The sequence below is a fragment of the Candidatus Tisiphia endosymbiont of Sialis lutaria genome (genome assembly GCF_964026535.1).
In the GTDB taxonomy this organism is placed as follows: Bacteria; Pseudomonadota; Alphaproteobacteria; order Rickettsiales; family Rickettsiaceae; genus Tisiphia.
In genome coordinates this window covers 275,099-292,755 of record NZ_OZ032153.1, presented here as the reverse complement: position 1 = coordinate 292,755, position 17,657 = coordinate 275,099, and the positions used below count along the sequence as shown (strand labels likewise).

Below are 17,657 nucleotides of genomic sequence, written 5' to 3'. Positions count from 1 at the left end.
ACACAAAGTATATTATAGACTCTAATGTACCTGTACTACGTATTAATTTTGAAAAATATGATACTATCGATACAGCTCTAATAGCATTACAGAAGTTGCAGCATGAGTACTTGCCAGTCCGTATGGTTACTGGGGAGGAATACTCAAATATGCTGAGTGAGTTAACGCTAACTCAGCTTGCTACAAATCTAAAGTATTTAGATAGTCTTGATGATTCATCAGGAAAACATAATGTTGATGTATCAGGAAAGCATATTGACTATGATTCAGAGGTGTAATAGACTCTTAATCCGATTAATATTTATCTATACTGTTTGTGTTATTCCTGCGTAGTATGTAATATCTACGTAAGTAGGTATCTAGTACTACAGTTGTAGATTGAATGTGAGTGTTCACGGAAAAAAGGTTAAAGTATAAGATGTCATTGCGAGGAGGTTGCCAGACCGACGAAGCAATCCAGGAAAGTGATTAAAAATGGATTGCTTCGTTGACCTTACGGTCTCCTCGCAATGACGCTTGGTGATCAGGTTTTTTTATTCATCACAAAAAAATCGTGAATGCTCACATCTAAACTACAACTGTAGTACTAGATTCTCGCCTACGCGGGAATGACAATAGTGGGCAGAAATGACAATTTACAACTCAATATTAAGAACTTATTAGGGCTATCTATATATGCAGTTACAAGAAAAAATTTATGTTTTTTTATGTGCTTTATTTGTTGTGCTAATAGTAGTTAGTAACTTAGTATATCAGAAATTTGTTTATTTACCTATTTTCTCTATTTATACCTTTGAACTATCGGTTGGGGCGATTTTTTATCCGGTCACTTTTCTAATAACTAACTTAATATCCGAGTTTTATGGAAAAGAAAAAGCACAATTTTGCGTTAGATTGGCAACTAGTATAAATATTTTGGTATTATGTATTATCAGTTTCATGGGTTATCTACAAGCTACTACCTGGTCAAAAATTGACAATAATACTTTTGACTCGGTATTTGGGGCATATAGCGTATCACTATTTGGTTCAATAACAGCTAGTTATACAGCTCAGATGATAGATATAAGGCTTTATTTACTAATTCGCAAACTTACTAACAATAAATACCTTTTTCTAAGAAATTTGAGTAGTGCCATATCGTTATTTATTGATACATCGATTGTAGTTATTTTTGTTACAGTTATTGGGGTTGTACCTTATGAACAAATGATATCTTTAATATTTAACAGCTATTTATTCAAACTGTTTTTCACCATAGCAACTACCCCAATATTTTACTATGTGGTGTACTTTATTAGGAGTCGGAATTAAAACGATACTCTCAATTTTATCGAACCTTGATGGCTAGAGTATTTATTATTAGAAGCTAAATAATCATATACTGCCATAATTTCTGTCACTCCACGTTTTATAGTAATAGTCCCACCAACTTTGTAGTTATATTTAGCCGGTTTTTCAAGTAGCAATACTTCTTCTCTTTTGTTGGAACCTAACGCTATCTGCATACGAACTATAATGGTCTCCATATTTTGGACACAAAAATAGAAGAAATGAGATAGAATTCTTTAGCAAAAAAGGAGAGCTAGAGATGAAAAAACAAGTAAGGCAATATAGTGCTGAGGAGAAATCAAAAATTGTCATAGAGACAATCAAGGGCGAGCTAACAATAGCCCAAATAACTAGTAAGTATGGTGTTCATGCAACGCAGATAAGTAATTGGAAAAAACAGGGGCTTGAATTATTAGTACAAGGCTTTAAGAGTAAAACACAGAGTGCTGATCCAAATCAGCAGGAGTTAATCAAGAATCTATATGAACAAATTGGACAGTTAAGTGTAGAGCGTGACTGGCTCAAAAAAAAATCTGCATTGTTTGGACTTAAAGGTTAGGTGTAATATGATAGAGCCTAATCATAATAAATTAACAATTATACAACAGTGTAAGTTGTTGGGTATTAGTAGGTCAACCTACTACTATCAACCTACTGCTATTAGTGAACAAGAACTTAAGATCATGGCAATAATTGATGAGACCTATACTATGCATCCATATTATGGTATGCGACGGATGGCTAAATATTTACAAGCCCAAGGTTTTTCGGTAGGTCGTAAAGCTGTTAGACGTTACTACCAAATAATGGGTCTTGAAGCTGTTTATCCTAAAATGAATTTGAGTAAAAGAAATCAGGCACATAAAATATATCCTTATTTATTAAAAGATTTAGAGGGAACATACTCAAATCAAGTATGGTGTTCAGATATCACTTACATAAGGTTGCAACAAGGATTTGTTTATTTGGTAGCCATTATGGATTGGCACAGTCGTTATATACTTAGCTGGCGGGTATCTATTAGTTTAGAAAGTACTTTTTGTGTAGAGGCTCTTGAGGAAGCTATAGAACAATATGGTATACCAAAGATTTTTAACACAGACCAAGGAGTGCAATTTACGTCTGAGCAATTTATCTGTATTTTAAAAAAATATAATATTCAAATAAGTATGGATGGCAAAGGTAGAGCTTTGGACAACGTGTTTATTGAGCGATTTTGGCGTTCGTTGAAACAGGAAAAAATTTATCGAATAATTTTAACAATTGTAAAGGAGGCAAAAGCAGCTATTAAGGAATATATCGATTTTTATAACCACGAAAGAATGCACCAAGCATTGGGGTATAGGACTCCTAGCTTGATGTACTATAAACAAAAAGTTGCATAATAGTGACAATAATAATTTCATGGGAATTATATGAGTCAATCATTTATTTTGTGTAAGTTCTATTTTTTACATTCCAATAAATCATATTTAAAATCACCACAAAGTATTTCAAATTGATTCAAAGCTAATGACCAATCTTTTATGGGCATAGTCCATTTTTTAGATGCATTTTGCAGAGCTAAAAATATTATTTTCTGAATTGATTTATCATCTGGAAACACCCCCTTATTTTTGATGATTTTTCTAATTTGACGGTTGACAGATTCAATGGTATTTGTTGTATAAATTACCTTTCTTATTTCCTCAGGAAAAGCAAAAAATGGGATTATCCCACACCAATTACGTTGCCAAATATCAGAAATTACTGGGTATTTTTTGTCCCATTTTGAACTAAATTGTTGAAGTTTTAGACTTGCCATTTCTTCATTATTTGCTGTATAAATTTGCTTCAAATCTGTGGTCACCTCCTTTAAATCCTTATATGATACCAATTGAAATAATTAACGTGGTATATTAATCCACTCTCTATACATAATTGATTTTACTAAAGTTACATTTTTACTAAGTTGATTCCAGGCATAGCAAGCATTAGCAACGATATCTTCGTATACACCGTAACATTGATTAGATAGGAAGTGATTTTTGATCCACTGCCAAATTTGTTCCATCGCATTTAATTCCGGTGCGTATGGCGGAAGCGGTACCAAAGTAATGTTACTTGGAATAATTAATTTTTTCGCTGCATGCCACCCGGCATTATCTGTTAATAATGCAACATGCCTACCAGAATCAATAGTCAAAGAAAATTCATCTAAGAACTTATTCATTGAATCAGTATTGGTATATGGTAAAATTAACGCAAAAGATTCGCCCGTATCATGGCAAGCAGCTCCATAGATGTATGTTGAGATAAATTGTTGTTGCCTTACTTTCCTAGGTCTGCTCCCACGTTTAGCCCATATGCGACTTAAACTACCTTGCTGCCCAATTCGAGTTTCATCCTGTGACCAAATGTCAACCTTACTCCAATCAATATCTTTTGGTAATAATACTTTTAGCATATTGGCGAAGTTTTTTTATATGTATTTTGAGTTGCTTGATTAGATTTTGGGTGTACTGAACGAGAAGTAATCCAGCTAAAACCAAGTCGATGTATAGTGTTATAAACTGTTTTTAAACTACATTTAATACCATATGTTTCAAATAACATATTATGTAATTCCTTTCCTGTTATATAACCACCTGTCTTACTTTCACTCAACATATTTATTTTATCAGACAAAAAAGATTCTTGTAAGCTATTGAATTTTCTAAACGCACCACTCCTATGCGATTCAAATAATCCATCAAAGCTAGAGTTTCTAAATCTTCTAAGCCAAGATTGTACTGTTTTCCAGTGCGATCCAACTATTATCGATACAGTTTTCAATGACTTGCCTGATTGCAGGTGATGCATTGCTAATAAGCGTATGCGATTTCTTCCGTGCGACTCGTTTTTCATTAGGCATATGAAATCATGCTCATGAAAACCTTTTGGTAATATTAATGTTCTTGCCATTTTACTACCTGCTCAAGTTTATATTCCCATATTATAATATACCTCCTTAACTATTTCAATTGGTATGAGACATACTTCACTGAATTGCGAACCATATGAACTATACATAACTGTACTATAGTCGCAGGAAATCTACTTATCGCTTCCGGAAAACCTTTTAGACCATCAACACAAGCAACATAAATTTGTTCTACTCCTCGATTTTTTAACTCAGTAACTACTTGCATCCAGAATTTAGCACCTTCATTTTTTCCTACCCAAATACCCAGCAACTCCTTCTTTCCTTCTATATTAACAGCAATCGCTAAATATACTGCTTTATTTATCACTACCTGGTTATCCCTAGACTTAAAGTGAATACAGTCTAAGTATAATATTGGATAAACCTTATCTAAACCTCGATTTTGCCACCTAGTTACTTCGTCTATTACTCCATCGGTTATTGTCGATATTAAATCACCGGAAACCTCAGTTTGATATATTTCTTCCAAATGACCTCGAATTTCACTGACTGTCATTCCTCGACCATAAAGTGAGATAACTTTATCGTCAAATCCACTGAATCTTCTCAGCCCTTTAGGTATTAATTTCGGAACAAACTCTCCTTCTCGATCTCTTGGTACTTCCAGAGTAACCTTCCTACCATCATCATCAATTATTGTCTTTTCATAGCTACCATTACGACGATTATTATCTACTTTCGGCATTTTACTATGCTTTGAATAACCTAATTCATGCTCTAGTTCACTTTCTAATATTTTTTCAACTATTTGCTTTTTTAGTTGTTGAAATAATCCTTCTTTGCCAAACAACTTAGATGGATCGGCTTTTGATAATAATTCTTCTACTAAATTATTACTTATATTATTATCTTTTAGTTCTAATATCTTCTTTTTTATTTTTTCTGACATATTTTACCTTTTTATAAGTTGTTTTCTTACAGTACTTCTTACTGCTTACTTTTGCAACTTACACAAAGTATATTATAGACTCAAAATAATATTTTTAGCTCTGCAAAATGCATCTAAAAAATGGACTATGCCCATAAAAGATTGGTCATTAGCTTTGAATCAATTTGAAATACTTTGTGGTGATTTTAAATATGATTTATTGGAATGTAAAAAATAGAACTTACACAAAATAAATGATTGACTCACATCACTAGCAATTGATGGCTGATATTTTAGCTCAGCTGGATTCTCTTGCCGCTCTAAACTGATTTTCTGACTATCCTCATCTAACTTGGGCTGCAAGCGAAAATCTTTAGCAGCAATTTCAGAATATACTACCCCTTGGGTACTAATATAAAAATTATCTACCCGTCCTTTACTATTAACGACATATTCACCATGACCGTGGGCTACTTGCAATCTGCTTGCCCCGTCTTTACTATAGATCACCCCTGATACAGGTACTTTATTTTGACTATCTGCAGTTTGGCTAACATCCATGCCCTCACCAATCATTTGTTGAATTAACCCTGGCATTACTGGAACATCAGTAATGTGCTGATCAGCAGCTATCAAACGTTGTGCCAAAGATTTAGGACCGACATATGAAGCAGCAACTCGACCAAGTGCCTGAGATATCTCGCGAATATTAGCCTTGCAAGGCAGACTCTCATTGCCACCAGGATTAGCCATATCCGCCTTATCCTCATGAACCCCTGTACTACGTATCATTAATAATTGCTCAGGCTGAATCTTATTTTTTTCTAAGAACTTGTTAAATAACCCCGGTTCTAGCTCATGTTGATTAAAACAATTAATAATACACTCTTGTAATTTTTTTAAACATTCAATACTAGCTTCACTTAAAGTGTCTAGATTGGACTGAGCTTTGTAAGTATCAGCAAATTCCTGGAAGAGGTTTACCCATTCCGGAGCATGTGTATCTAAATGCTGTTTTATTACATCACCGTTTACTGGCTCAAATGCTGGCACTTGAACCTTGATAATATTATCCCCTAATTGACTATCTTGGTTTGTCGCAAGTAATTCATTAAATTCCTTAACAACCTCCCGCAAATTGAGTAAATTTGCTGCTTTATAACCAAATGATTTAGCATCATCCTCAATCTTCTCCGAGTAACGCGATGTTCCACCTGCAACATCTACAACCTCATTATTCTCTTCTCCTGCCACAATCTATGGTGGTCTCCTTTGTCTAGACAAAAATTTAGCAATTTAGAGATATAATTCCCATGAAATTATTATTGTCACTATTATGCAACTTTTTGTTTATAGTACATCAAGCTAGGAGTCCTATACCCCAATGCTTGGTGCATTCTTTCGTGGTTATAAAAATCGATATATTCCTTAATAGCTGCTTTTGCCTCCTTTACAATTGTTAAAATTATTCGATAAATTTTTTCCTGTTTCAACGAACGCCAAAATCGCTCAATAAACACGTTGTCCAAAGCTCTACCTTTGCCATCCATACTTATTTGAATATTATATTTTTTTAAAATACAGATAAATTGCTCAGACGTAAATTGCACTCCTTGGTCTGTGTTAAAAATCTTTGGTATACCATATTGTTCTATAGCTTCCTCAAGAGCCTCTACACAAAAAGTACTTTCTAAACTAATAGATACCCGCCAGCTAAGTATATAACGACTGTGCCAATCCATAATGGCTACCAAATAAACAAATCCTTGTTGCAACCTTATGTAAGTGATATCTGAACACCATACTTGATTTGAGTATGTTCCCTCTAAATCTTTTAATAAATAAGGATATATTTTATGTGCCTGATTTCTTTTACTCAAATTCATTTTAGGATAAACAGCTTCAAGACCCATTATTTGGTAGTAACGTCTAACAGCTTTACGACCTACCGAAAAACCTTGGGCTTGTAAATATTTAGCCATCCGTCGCATACCATAATATGGATGCATAGTATAGGTCTCATCAATTATTGCCATGATCTTAAGTTCTTGTTCACTAATAGCAGTAGGTTGATAGTAGTAGGTTGACCTACTAATACCCAACAACTTACACTGTTGTATAATTGTTAATTTATTATGATTAGGCTCTATCATATTACACCTAACCTTTAAGTCCAAACAATGCAGATTTTTTTTTGAGCCAGTCACGCTCTACACTTAACTGTCCAATTTGTTCATATAGATTCTTGATTAACTCCTGCTGATTTGGATCAGCACTCTGTGTTTTACTCTTAAAGCCTTGTACTAATAATTCAAGCCCCTGTTTTTTCCAATTACTTATCTGCGTTGCATGAACACCATACTTACTAGTTATTTGGGCTATTGTTAGCTCGCCCTTGATTGTCTCTATGACAATTTTTGATTTCTCCTCAGCACTATATTGCCTTACTTGTTTTTTCATCTCTAGCTCTCCTTTTTTGCTAAAGAATTCTATCTCATTTCTTCTATTTTTGTGTCCAAAATATGGAGACCATTATAAAGAGTTATGACAAAGTAGATGATAAGCTTTCTAAAAAGCTTGCAGACCTTATATGTATCAGCACAAACGCCTATGAAACTTTTAAAGGTTCGACAATTGTTGAAAAAAGGGATTTATTAAATTTTATGTTTTCGAACCTAACACTCGAGGGCTGTAAGCTGCATTACGTTCTGGCTTTTCCATTCACAGAAATGCAAAAAGTAGCAAGTTGTACCGAATGGCGGAGAGAGAGGGATTCGAACCCTCGATACGGTTACCCGTATAACGGTTTAGCAAACCGTCGCCTTCAGCCTCTCGGCCACCTCTCCAAGTCATGTGACTATAGCATTAAATTGTTTGTATTTCTATAATTATTTTATTCTCAAATAATATTACTACAAACTTATGCCAATTGATAAACCACTCTCACCAGATGCTTACCTAAAACCCGCTCTACCTTCTAACTTTCGACAGCTGTTGTTGGTAACGAATACGATAAAAACTAATATAAAGTAAAGGGGTTACATAAAGTGTTAATATCGATCCAACAGCAATGCCTGTTACTAGAACCATAGCCATTTGGAAGCGACTATTGGCATAATTCCCACTATCAAAGAAAAGTGACAGCAAGCCAATACTCATAGCCAGAGAAGTAATTAAAATTGCCCTGATTCTTGATGTGGCTCCTGTTACTATTGATTTTATCCCTCCTTGCCCCTTTTGATGCATTGCACTACATAACAATACACTATGTTTAGTCATTAATCCCGCTAATGTGATAAGTGATATTTGAGTATAGATATTTAACCCCCCTTGAGTAAAATATAAACTCAATAAAGCTATACTTAAAGCAGCTGGAATTCCTCCAATTAGAATAATAAATGATAGCATTAAATCGTTAAAGCGTGCAAACATTAATAAGTAGAGTCCAAATACAGATACTAAAATTAGTAATGTAAATGATGATGTTGAATCAATAAGCATTTTCGTTTGTTCACTATAGCTAATATCACTATCACTTGGCAATTTACTATTTAACTGATCAATAGAATGCACTGCATCTTGCAATTTAACGCCATGTTTAGCAGTGGCAATTACTTCAATGGAATACTGCTCATTATAACGCATAATTTGATTAACTGTATTCACTCTATCAATATCGCATATATCCTTAAGCTGAATAAGGTTTTCTCCATTTTTCTGTGTTGTAATAAACATATTTTGTATATTACTTAGCATTTTACCAAATTTAGGGTCTGATTTAGCAACAACATCATAAGTATTATCATAATGCTTAAAGTTTCCTATCTTTCTAGCATTAAACAGAATATCTAAAGTATTTGATATATCTTTCTGACTTAAGCCATATTTGAATAATTTATCTTGATTACACCAAATTTTATAATCTTGCACAAGTGAAGTCGCAATAGCTATAACACTAGTAAATAAATTCTGTGAATTAGCCTGTATAAAATGAACATCCTGCCAAGCATTCTCCATAGATGAATGGTTATTGACATAAAAGCTCAACTCAACGTTACCCTTTGCTGAACCAGTATTTTTCCCCTGGGCAAACTTCACTGAAACATCTCCACCTACTGCTATTCTTGCGAGTTTAGCTTCAATTTCATGCAAGGTTTGCACCGCTTTAGTTTTATCTTTTAATATTATCCAAATTGTTGAACGTGGCGATTCTTCAATATTTAGGGTATATTTAATATTATCACTACTATTGACCATTTTAGTAATTTTCTCCATATAACGATGGATGTAACTTAAATTGGTATTAGGCATAAAGATGTTGGTAAGTATAATCATATCTTTTTTTTCAAATGGCTCAATTTCTATTTTCATAGAGTTTGATGCAACATATGTACCAGCTGCTACAACTATAGTTACTAAGAATAAAAATACTCTGGCATAGCGTATAATAAAAAATAAAGAACTTTTATATTTGTCCGTAATCATATCCAGCGTCTTATTAACAATTTGAGCAAATTTGCTTTCATGCGTATTATTTGCTAGTTTTAAGAACAATATAGGTGTTAAAGTAAACGCCACGATAAAGGACATCACTAAACAAGCAATGATTGATAGAGAAAATTCCTGTAAAATTTTTCCTACCTCTCCTTTAATAAACAAAATAGGGATATATATTACTACTAGCGTAAGCATCAATATTAAAACAGATAAAAAGAGACCATAAATTGCTTGCAATATACTAGTTAAAGCATTTTTATTTTTCTGATAGTAATGTTCAGCATTCTCAATCACTACGATAGAGTCGTCAACCACCAACCCTATAGCCAAGACCATTGCCAACATCGTTATCGAGTTGAGTGTAAAACCACACAAATATAGCATAACCAAACAAGCAGCCATTGAGACTGGAATTGCACAGATTGCAATAATTGAATATCGCACTGATCCCATTAGCAGTAAAACAATTACTGACACCAACAATACCGATTCAATCAAAGTTTTTTTCACTTCTTGAAAAGCTTGTAAAATATCTTGGCTATCATCAATAACAACCTGAAAGGTAAAGTGTGGATTAGCTTTTTCGTAATATTCTAGGAAATGTTTTACATTTTTTGATACATCAACTGGATTGGCATCTGACTTAGCAAAAATACCTAATAAAACAATTTTATTCGTGCCAAAATAGGCAAAACTAAGTGCCTCTTTATCTGATAGCGTAATGCTAGCAATATTTTTTAATTTTATAGCAACATTATTACTTTCCAAATTGATATCGCCAAAATCACTCAACTTATTGATTGTCGTATCAAAAGATATATACTCTGTTTTATATTGATTTGATAATTTACCACCAGAAAAATCAGTATTTTGTAGTGTTAACGAAGCAAGGACACTATCTAAAGGAATATAATATTTTGCAATTTTTTCCGGATCAATATCGATATTAACCACTTTTTCTGTCACACCAAAACCAGATGAATTGGCTACACCATCAACATATTTAAGCTTTTTCTTGATTGTTTCAATATCCTCAGCGGTAACTAACAAATTATTATTAGACCCCACAGCAATATACATCATTGGTAAAGCAGAAAAGCTTTCAGTCGAGATTATCGGGTCTTTAGCTCCCTCTGGCAAGAGAGCCTTATTTTTTAGTATCAAATCTCTAACTTGGTTAATTGCTTGTTCTATCGGAACTTTTTTGGCAATACTTAACGTTATTTTACTTTCTCCTAGCTGACTAACAGCAAGAATCGACTCAAGACCATCAACATGTGAAAAAACCTCTTCAAAAGGTTTAGTAATGTATTTCTCTATCAAATCCGGTCTGACGTTCGGGTTGATGATCGAAATATAAATATTTGAAGCAGGGATATTGGGCAAAAGTTGAATTTTCAGCTGCAAATATGCGTATATCCCAAGCAGCACCACCACAATATTGATCACCATAAAAATACTGCTATGTTCCAACAATTTTTTTATCATAAACCTGTTTTTACGATGCTTTCTTATATGGTGTTATTGTTTTTGTCGGTACAACCGATTTTTTTACTGGAATAGTGGACTTGGTTTTGGTGATTAAGCCCTCTTCTTCCTTAATAACTTTAGGGGTAGCTCCTACTACTGTTTCTCGACTAATTATCTGAACAGGAGTTGTAGTTACAAGTTGAGTCTTGTTCTGTTGTTCTCCTGATATGTTAGTTTCAACAACTTGATTAGTTGGCGATGATGTCAAATCACCTACACTACCTACACTATATATACTAATTGAACGATTGCTTCTAGAAGTTACACTACTGTTATTATTACTATTCAATGGTGTACTGCTTCCCTGTATCTTTTTCATTTCATTTTGCGTTTTAGTTAAATCTTGCTTTGCTGTTTTTACTCCTGATGAGTTTTGTTGATTAACAGGCTGTCTTTGGACTCCCGGAACATTCACACTCTTCCCCATAATGGGTTTTGTACTCTTATTTAGTGGCACTTTTGTTTTTCCAAAAGCTTGCAAAGCAAGAGCATCCCCAGTCATATATTTAAGTGCTTGCATCTCTTTCTTTATTTCGTCCTCTTTTTTTTCAAATTCTTGACGAAGCCGTGCATGCTCATCCTGAAGATTTTTTAGCTCGTCAGCTCTTTTCTTATTATTTCTTATAGAAACTCCCCGAACCTTCTCATGCTCTTTCTCAAGATTTTTTATTTCTTTAGCCCTTTTTTTCTTACTTCTGAGGAAGGCTTGCTCAGCCTTATCATAGCCATCATCAAGCTTTGTTAGTGTAGCCGCTCTTTTTTTCTCAGCCGTTACTAAACTTCTTTGCTCAACGGCATGCTTATCCTGAAGTGTTTTTAGCTCTTTGGCTCTTTCTCCCTCTTTTGTCGCAAAAAATCTCTGAGCATTCTCCTGCTTCTCGTTAAAATCTTGTAACTTTTCATCTATTTTTCCCACATTTTTTGTGAGTAACTTACCAGCATATGTACGTGCATTCAGTATATCTTGTATCTGCTTATTTTTTTCATCATCCTCTTTTTCAAAAATTTTCCGAGCAAGTATAAATTTTTTCTTAGCTTCTTGTATTTGTGTATCTAATGTTTCTTTGTTATGACTACTCCTGTACTTCGCCTCAAGTTTCTGTATATTCTCAGTTAGTTTTTCCGCTTCTTTTGTAAAGGTTTGACAAGCAGCATCACGCTGAACCCTATATTCCTGTACCTCTTTAATCGTGTCCTTCTCATATTTATCGTATACTCCATGAAGGTTCGCCTTTTCCTCTATACAATTTTGTATCTCTTCCATTCTTTCTCCATCTTTTGTTTTGAAGATTGTCCGAGCACTCGCATGCTTATCCAGAAGTGCTGTCATCTCTTTCTCTCTCTTTTTCTCACCTCTTGCAAAGGCTTGCTTAGCCCTCTCATATTCCTCATCAGCATTGGTTATCCCTTCTTTTCTTGTTTTCTCAATTCTTTCAAAGCTTCGCTTAGCATTTTCATCTTTATCCCGAAGTGTTTTTAGCTCTGTAGCTCTTTCTTCCTCTTTTATCGCAAAGAATTTCTGAGCATTATCGTACTTCCTCTGAAGACCTTGTATCGCTTGCTCTCTTTTTTTGTCACCTCTTTCAAAGGCTCGCAAACCAGCCATTTGCTTCTCCTTAAGTACTTGTATCGCTTGTTCTCTTTTTTCCTCATTTTTTTCGAAGTTCTCTAAATCTTTTTTACGCTGACTGTCATTTTCTTCTTTCTGTTTAGTTATTTGATTCTTTAACGCTTCTTGGGCTTGTCCAGTTGCCACTGCACACTGATCATCAAGCTTTTTCATCTGCTCAGCTCTCTTCGTCTCTTCTTCTTTGAATTTTTGCATATCATGTTCACGCTTACTAAGAATACCTTGCACCTCTCTTTCCATTGCTTCCTCTTCTGCTTTTAAGATTTTTACATCTTCAGCATACTGATTAGCAATATTTCCCATTTGCTTATCTATCTCTTCCTCTTCTTTTATAAAAGCCTCTGCATTTTCGTCATATTTCTTATAATCTGCTGCTTGTTGATCCAAGTCTTCTTTCTGTTGCCGTACTGTCTCATTAGCCGCTGCTAAGTTCTTCTCCGCCTGCTCCTTTTCTTGAACCGCTGCAGCCAAATCTGCTGCAACACCTTCCATCTTTTTAACCGCTTCATCTTTATCTTGCTCCGCTTTAGCCAAAGCTGCTGCAACACCTTCCATCTTTTTAACCGCTTCAGCTTTCTCTTGCTCCACTGCAGCCAAATCTTCTTTCCGTTGTTGTTCTTTCTTAGCCGCCTCAGCCAACTCTGCTTTCTGTTGTTCAGCTTTATCATTAGCCGCCTGTAAAGCAGCGTCTTTTGCAGCCAAGTCTGCTCGTTGGTCAGCCAAATCTGCTGCTTGTTTAGCCAAAGCTGCTCGTTGGTCAGCCAACTCTGTTGCTTGTGTAGTCAAAGCTGCTCGTTGGTTAGCCAACTCTGCTGCTTGTTGCTGTTCTTTTTTAACCGCTTCAGCTTTCTCTTGCTCCGCTGCAACCAGCTTAGCATGGGTTTCATCCTGAACTTTTTGCAAATTATCTTGCTCAGTTTGTGCAAGTTGTTTAGTAGCTTCTAATTCCTTATCTTTCTCTGCCATCGCATCCTGTGCAGCATCTTTCTCTTTATTCAAATCTGTTATCTTATCTTCTAAGGCTTTATTATCCTTCTTAGCATCTTCTAATGCTAGTTGATTCTTTGCCATCGCAGCCTGTGCATTTTTAAGCTCTGCAGCCAACTTATCTTGCTCAGCTTGTGCAGCTTTAAACTCTGCAACCAACTTATCTTGTTCAGTTTTGGCAAATTGTTTAGCAGCGTCTAATTTCTTATCTTTCTCTGCCATCGCATCCTGTGCAGCATCTTTCTCTTTATTCAAATCTGTTATCTTATCTTCTAAGGCTTTATTATCCTTCTTAGCATCTTCTAATGCTAGTTGATTCTTTGCCATCGCAGCCTGTGCATTTTTAAGCTCTGCAGCCAACTTATCTTGCTCAGCTTGTGCAGCTTTAAACTCTGCAACCAACTTATCTTGTTCAGTTTTGGCAAATTGTTTAGCAGCGTCTAATTTCTTATCTTTCTCTGCCATCGCATCCTGTGCATCTGCTGCAGCCTTAACCGCTGCATCTTTATCTTGCTCCGCTTTAGCCAAAGCTGCTGCAACACCTTCCATCTTTTTAACCGCTTCAGCTTTCTCTTGCTCCACTGCAGCCAAATCTTCTTTCCGTTGTTGTTCTTTCTTAGCCGCCTCAGCCAACTCTGCTTTCTGTTGTTCAGCTTTATCATTAGCCGCCTGTAAAGCAGCGTCTTTTGCAGCCAAAGCTGCTCGTTGGTCAGCCAAATCTGCTGCTTGTGTAGTCAAAGCTGTTGTCTTATCTCTTACATCTTGCTCCGCTGTAGCCAACTTTGTTGTTCTTGCATCCAAAGCTACTCGTTGGTTAGCCAAAGCTGTTGTCTTATCTCTTACATCTTGCTCCGCTGTAGCCAACTCTGTTGTTCTTGTATCCAAAGCTACTCGTTGGTTAGCCAAAGCTGCTGTCTTATCTTTTACATCTTGCTCCGCTGCAGTCAACTTTGTTGTTCTTGCATCCAAAGCTACTCGTTGGTTAGCCAAAGCTGTTGTCTTATCTCTTACATCTTGCTCCGCTGTAGCCAACTCTGTTGTTCTTGCATCCAAAGCTACTCGTTGGTTAGCCAAAGCTGTTGTCTTATCTCTTACATCTTGCTCCGCTGTAGCCAACTCTGTTGCTCTTGTATCCAAAGCTACTCGTTGGTTAGCCAAATCTGTTGTCTTATCTCTTACATCTTGCTCCGCTGCAGTCAACTTTGTTGTTCTTGCATCCAAAGCTACTCGTTGGTTAGCCAAAGCTGTTGTCTTATCTCTTACATCTTGCTCCGCTGTAGCCAACTCTGTTGCTCTTGTATCCAAAGCTACTCGTTGGTTAGCCAAAGCTGCTGTCTTATCTTTTACATCTTGCTCCGCTGTAGCCAACTCTGTTGCTCTTGTATCCAAAGCTACTCGTTGGTTAGCCAAAGCTGTTGTCTTATCTCTTACATCTTGCTCCGCTGTAGCCAACTCTGTTGTTTTTGCATCCAAAGCTACTCGTTGGTTAGCCAAATCTGTTGTCTTATCTCTTACATCTTGCTCCGCTGTAGCCAACTCTGTTGCTCTTGTATCCAAAGCTACTCGTTGGTTAGCCAAAGCTGCTGTCTTATCTTTTACATCTTGCTCCGCTGCAGTCAACTTTGTTGTTCTTGCATCCAAAGCTGCTCGTTGGTCAGCCAAATCTGCTGCTTGTGTAGTCAAAGCTGTTGTCTTATCTCTTACATCTTGCTCCGCTGTAGCCAACTTTGTTGTTCTTGCATCCAAAGCTACTCGTTGGTTAGCCAAAGCTGTTGTCTTATCTCTTACATCTTGCTCCGCTGTAGCCAACTCTGTTGTTCTTGTATCCAAAGCTACTCGTTGGTTAGCCAAAGCTGCTGTCTTATCTTTTACATCTTGCTCCGCTGCAGTCAACTTTGTTGTTCTTGCATCCAAAGCTACTCGTTGGTTAGCCAAAGCTGTTGTCTTATCTCTTACATCTTGCTCCGCTGTAGCCAACTCTGTTGTTCTTGCATCCAAAGCTACTCGTTGGTTAGCCAAAGCTGTTGTCTTATCTCTTACATCTTGCTCCGCTGTAGCCAACTCTGTTGTTCTTGCATCCAAAGCTACTCGTTGGTTAGCCAAAGCTGTTGTCTTATCTCTTACATCTTGCTCCGCTGTAGCCAACTCTGTTGCTCTTGTATCCAAAGCTACTCGTTGGTTAGCCAAATCTGTTGTCTTATCTCTTACATCTTGCTCCGCTGCAGTCAACTTTGTTGTTCTTGCATCCAAAGCTACTCGTTGGTTAGCCAAAGCTGTTGTCTTATCTCTTACATCTTGCTCCGCTGTAGCCAACTCTGTTGCTCTTGTATCCAAAGCTACTCGTTGGTTAGCCAAAGCTGCTGTCTTATCTTTTACATCTTGCTCCGCTGTAGCCAACTCTGTTGCTCTTGTATCCAAAGCTACTCGTTGGTTAGCCAAATCTGTTGTCTTATCTCTTACATCTTGCTCCGCTGTAGCCAACTCTGTTGTTTTTGCATCCAAAGCTACTCGTTGGTTAGCCAAATCTGTTGTCTTATCTCTTACATCTTGCTCCGCTGTAGCCAACTCTGTTGCTCTTGTATCCAAAGCTACTCGTTGGTTAGCCAAAGCTGCTGTCTTATCTTTTACATCTTGCTCCGCTGCAGTCAACTTTGTTGTTCTTGCATCCAAAGCTGCTCGTTGGTCAGCCAAATCTGCTGCTTGTGTAGTCAAAGCTGCTCTCTTAACTTGTGCAGCGTTATCTACCTCATCTTTTGCAGCTTGATCTGCAGCATTTTGTTGTCGAGGCAAAACTTTTGTCTGTTGTTGTGTTTTTTCAGTAGCCTTTGCTAATACCTTGTCCTCCTTTGGTATTATAGCTTCAGCTGCTTTAACCTTAGCCTGTGCATTCTTTAATTCTGGTTCTTTTTGAACAAAACCTGCCATCTGTTGTTGTGAATTATTAGCAAGCAATTCCTTTTTTACCTTTGAATCATCTTGTGAACCACCTCTATTTTGTTGAGCCTGCTGACTAAATGAATTAGTTTTTATCTCAGGTTGCTTAGATAATTGGGATTCTAATTTTTCTAGTTTCTCAAGTTCTAGTGTTTTCTTCGTGTATTTATCATCCAAATCATTTATGTTGCTTAGTAACTTTGCTAATTTTTCTTCAGCTGCTTTGATATCCTCATGCAATTTCACAATATTTTCTGAAGGTGCTTGCTGCTCTAAATTCACTTCTTCCCTTTGAACAATTTGGCTGTCTGGTTGCTTATTATCATCTAAAATTATTGCTTGTTGACTAGAATTCCCAGTTACCTGACTTGGTGATTGATTAGTTTTAGTATTTTGCTCTTTTGTAGTAATATCAAGATTTTCATCTTCATTTACATGTTTTTTAGAATCCCTTTGAGGGTTTGTATCCTCTTGAGTAATACGCTTATTACTACCAGTATATTGTTCTGGGGTAGGATTATTACTAGGAGCAGCTCTTTGCCCAGTACTTGATGAAGAATTTGAATTACTCGAGCTATTATTATCGTTACTATTCTTATCGTTATTATTATTTTTGGAATCTTCTAGCTCTGCCTTTTTCTCATTCAGTTCTTGCTCAAGAGCCTGTTTTTTCTTGTTTAGTGTCTGTATTTCCCCAGCTTGTATTACATTCATTCTCTTAAGTTGAGCTGGATTATCAACCTCAGCAGCATGAACAGAACTACAGAATAATAGTATTATAATAAAGTATAGTTTTTTCATTTATCTAAATAATATTTGTTTTAGTTCTTCAATATAAATAAGGGGAAGGTTAACATTACCCTATTACTAACTATTCTATAATATAGCAGATTTTTATGATCCACTAATAGCTA

14 protein-coding genes and 1 tRNA gene are annotated in these 17,657 nt (G+C 35.9%); 4 read left to right on the top strand and 11 right to left on the bottom strand.

The features are described from left to right. The first annotated feature begins 149 nt into the window (after positions 1-149). Positions 150-278: a hypothetical protein gene (locus AAGD20_RS01420; protein WP_341749129.1), complete on the top strand. Its 129-nt coding sequence runs from the start codon at positions 150-152 to the stop codon at positions 276-278. Positions 279-675: 397 nt separating this feature from the next. Further along, on the top strand, positions 676-1,314 hold the full coding sequence (locus AAGD20_RS01415; protein ID WP_094649775.1) for a queuosine precursor transporter: 639 nt from the start codon (positions 676-678) through the stop codon (positions 1,312-1,314). On the opposite strand, the gene AAGD20_RS01410 is transcribed toward AAGD20_RS01415, so the two are convergent. Beyond that, entirely contained in the window at positions 1,311-1,508 is a 198-nt protein-coding gene (locus AAGD20_RS01410) for an autotransporter outer membrane beta-barrel domain-containing protein (protein ID WP_341749128.1), read from the bottom strand. The two genes, AAGD20_RS01415 and AAGD20_RS01410, sit on opposite strands and share 4 nt — an antisense overlap. Before the next feature lie 83 nt (positions 1,509-1,591). Here AAGD20_RS01410 and AAGD20_RS01405 point away from each other — a divergent pair, with 83 nt between their 5' ends. Together AAGD20_RS01405 and AAGD20_RS01400 are read left to right on the top strand one after the other, a co-directional pair. Beyond that, entirely contained in the window at positions 1,592-1,891 is a 300-nt protein-coding gene (locus AAGD20_RS01405; protein WP_341748685.1) for a transposase, read from the top strand. Between the two features lie 7 nt (positions 1,892-1,898). After that, on the top strand, positions 1,899-2,717 hold the full coding sequence (locus tag AAGD20_RS01400) for an IS3 family transposase (RefSeq protein WP_341748686.1): 819 nt from the start codon (positions 1,899-1,901) through the stop codon (positions 2,715-2,717). A 59-nt stretch (positions 2,718-2,776) separates the two neighbouring features. On the opposite strand, the gene AAGD20_RS01395 is transcribed toward AAGD20_RS01400, so the two are convergent. The 10 genes from AAGD20_RS01395 to AAGD20_RS01350 all read right to left on the bottom strand — a co-directional run bounded on the left by AAGD20_RS01395 (position 2,777) and on the right by AAGD20_RS01350 (position 17,544). Continuing rightward, positions 2,777-3,208, bottom strand: a complete 432-nt coding sequence (locus AAGD20_RS01395; RefSeq protein WP_341749127.1) for a transposase — start codon at positions 3,206-3,208, stop codon at positions 2,777-2,779. Between the two features lie 9 nt (positions 3,209-3,217). Then, the gene (locus tag AAGD20_RS01390) at positions 3,218-3,778 is read right to left on the bottom strand and encodes an IS630 family transposase (protein WP_341749126.1); all 561 of its coding nucleotides are present in this window, start codon (positions 3,776-3,778) and stop codon (positions 3,218-3,220) included. Then, entirely contained in the window at positions 3,772-4,275 is a 504-nt protein-coding gene (locus AAGD20_RS01385; RefSeq protein ID WP_341748510.1) for a helix-turn-helix domain-containing protein, read from the bottom strand. Before AAGD20_RS01385 ends, AAGD20_RS01390 begins: the two co-directional genes overlap by 7 nt. 50 nt (positions 4,276-4,325) lie before the next feature. Beyond that, positions 4,326-5,186, bottom strand: a complete 861-nt coding sequence (locus AAGD20_RS01380) for an IS256 family transposase (protein WP_341749125.1) — start codon at positions 5,184-5,186, stop codon at positions 4,326-4,328. Positions 5,187-5,345: 159 nt separating this feature from the next. Then, the gene (locus AAGD20_RS01375) at positions 5,346-6,419 is read right to left on the bottom strand and encodes a PEP/pyruvate-binding domain-containing protein (RefSeq protein ID WP_341749124.1); all 1,074 of its coding nucleotides are present in this window, start codon (positions 6,417-6,419) and stop codon (positions 5,346-5,348) included. A gap of 80 nt (positions 6,420-6,499) precedes the next feature. Beyond that, the gene (locus AAGD20_RS01370; RefSeq protein WP_341748686.1) at positions 6,500-7,318 is read right to left on the bottom strand and encodes an IS3 family transposase; all 819 of its coding nucleotides are present in this window, start codon (positions 7,316-7,318) and stop codon (positions 6,500-6,502) included. A 7-nt stretch (positions 7,319-7,325) separates the two neighbouring features. Then, positions 7,326-7,625 carry a transposase gene (locus tag AAGD20_RS01365; protein ID WP_341748685.1) on the bottom strand — a complete coding sequence of 100 codons (300 nt, stop codon included), beginning with the start codon at positions 7,623-7,625 and terminating at the stop codon, positions 7,326-7,328. 296 nt (positions 7,626-7,921) lie between these two features. Further along, positions 7,922-8,011: transfer RNA gene (locus AAGD20_RS01360), tRNA-Ser, on the bottom strand. 124 nt (positions 8,012-8,135) lie between these two features. Then, positions 8,136-11,150, bottom strand: coding sequence for an efflux RND transporter permease subunit (locus tag AAGD20_RS01355; protein ID WP_341749123.1), 3,015 nt, complete (start codon positions 11,148-11,150; stop codon positions 8,136-8,138). A 10-nt stretch (positions 11,151-11,160) separates the two neighbouring features. Further along, positions 11,161-17,544 (bottom strand): hypothetical protein, encoded by a 6,384-nt coding sequence (locus AAGD20_RS01350; protein ID WP_341749122.1) that lies wholly within the window; start codon positions 17,542-17,544, stop codon positions 11,161-11,163. Positions 17,545-17,657 lie beyond the last annotated feature (113 nt).

Coding starts and splice junctions, on each gene's coding strand:
- AAGD20_RS01420 (WP_341749129.1), top strand. CDS start 150: ATGCTGAGTGAGTTAACGCTAACTCAGCTTGCTACAAATCTAAAGTAT.
- AAGD20_RS01415 (WP_094649775.1), top strand. CDS start 676: ATGCAGTTACAAGAAAAAATTTATGTTTTTTTATGTGCTTTATTTGTT.
- AAGD20_RS01410 (WP_341749128.1), bottom strand. CDS start 1,508: ATGCAGATAGCGTTAGGTTCCAACAAAAGAGAAGAAGTATTGCTACTT.
- AAGD20_RS01405 (WP_341748685.1), top strand. CDS start 1,592: ATGAAAAAACAAGTAAGGCAATATAGTGCTGAGGAGAAATCAAAAATT.
- AAGD20_RS01400 (WP_341748686.1), top strand. CDS start 1,899: ATGATAGAGCCTAATCATAATAAATTAACAATTATACAACAGTGTAAG.
- AAGD20_RS01390 (WP_341749126.1), bottom strand. CDS start 3,778: ATGCTAAAAGTATTATTACCAAAAGATATTGATTGGAGTAAGGTTGAC.
- AAGD20_RS01385 (WP_341748510.1), bottom strand. CDS start 4,275: ATGGCAAGAACATTAATATTACCAAAAGGTTTTCATGAGCATGATTTC.
- AAGD20_RS01380 (WP_341749125.1), bottom strand. CDS start 5,186: ATGTCAGAAAAAATAAAAAAGAAGATATTAGAACTAAAAGATAATAAT.
- AAGD20_RS01370 (WP_341748686.1), bottom strand. CDS start 7,318: ATGATAGAGCCTAATCATAATAAATTAACAATTATACAACAGTGTAAG.
- AAGD20_RS01365 (WP_341748685.1), bottom strand. CDS start 7,625: ATGAAAAAACAAGTAAGGCAATATAGTGCTGAGGAGAAATCAAAAATT.
- AAGD20_RS01355 (WP_341749123.1), bottom strand. CDS start 11,150: ATGATAAAAAAATTGTTGGAACATAGCAGTATTTTTATGGTGATCAAT.
- AAGD20_RS01350 (WP_341749122.1), bottom strand. CDS start 17,544: ATGAAAAAACTATACTTTATTATAATACTATTATTCTGTAGTTCTGTT.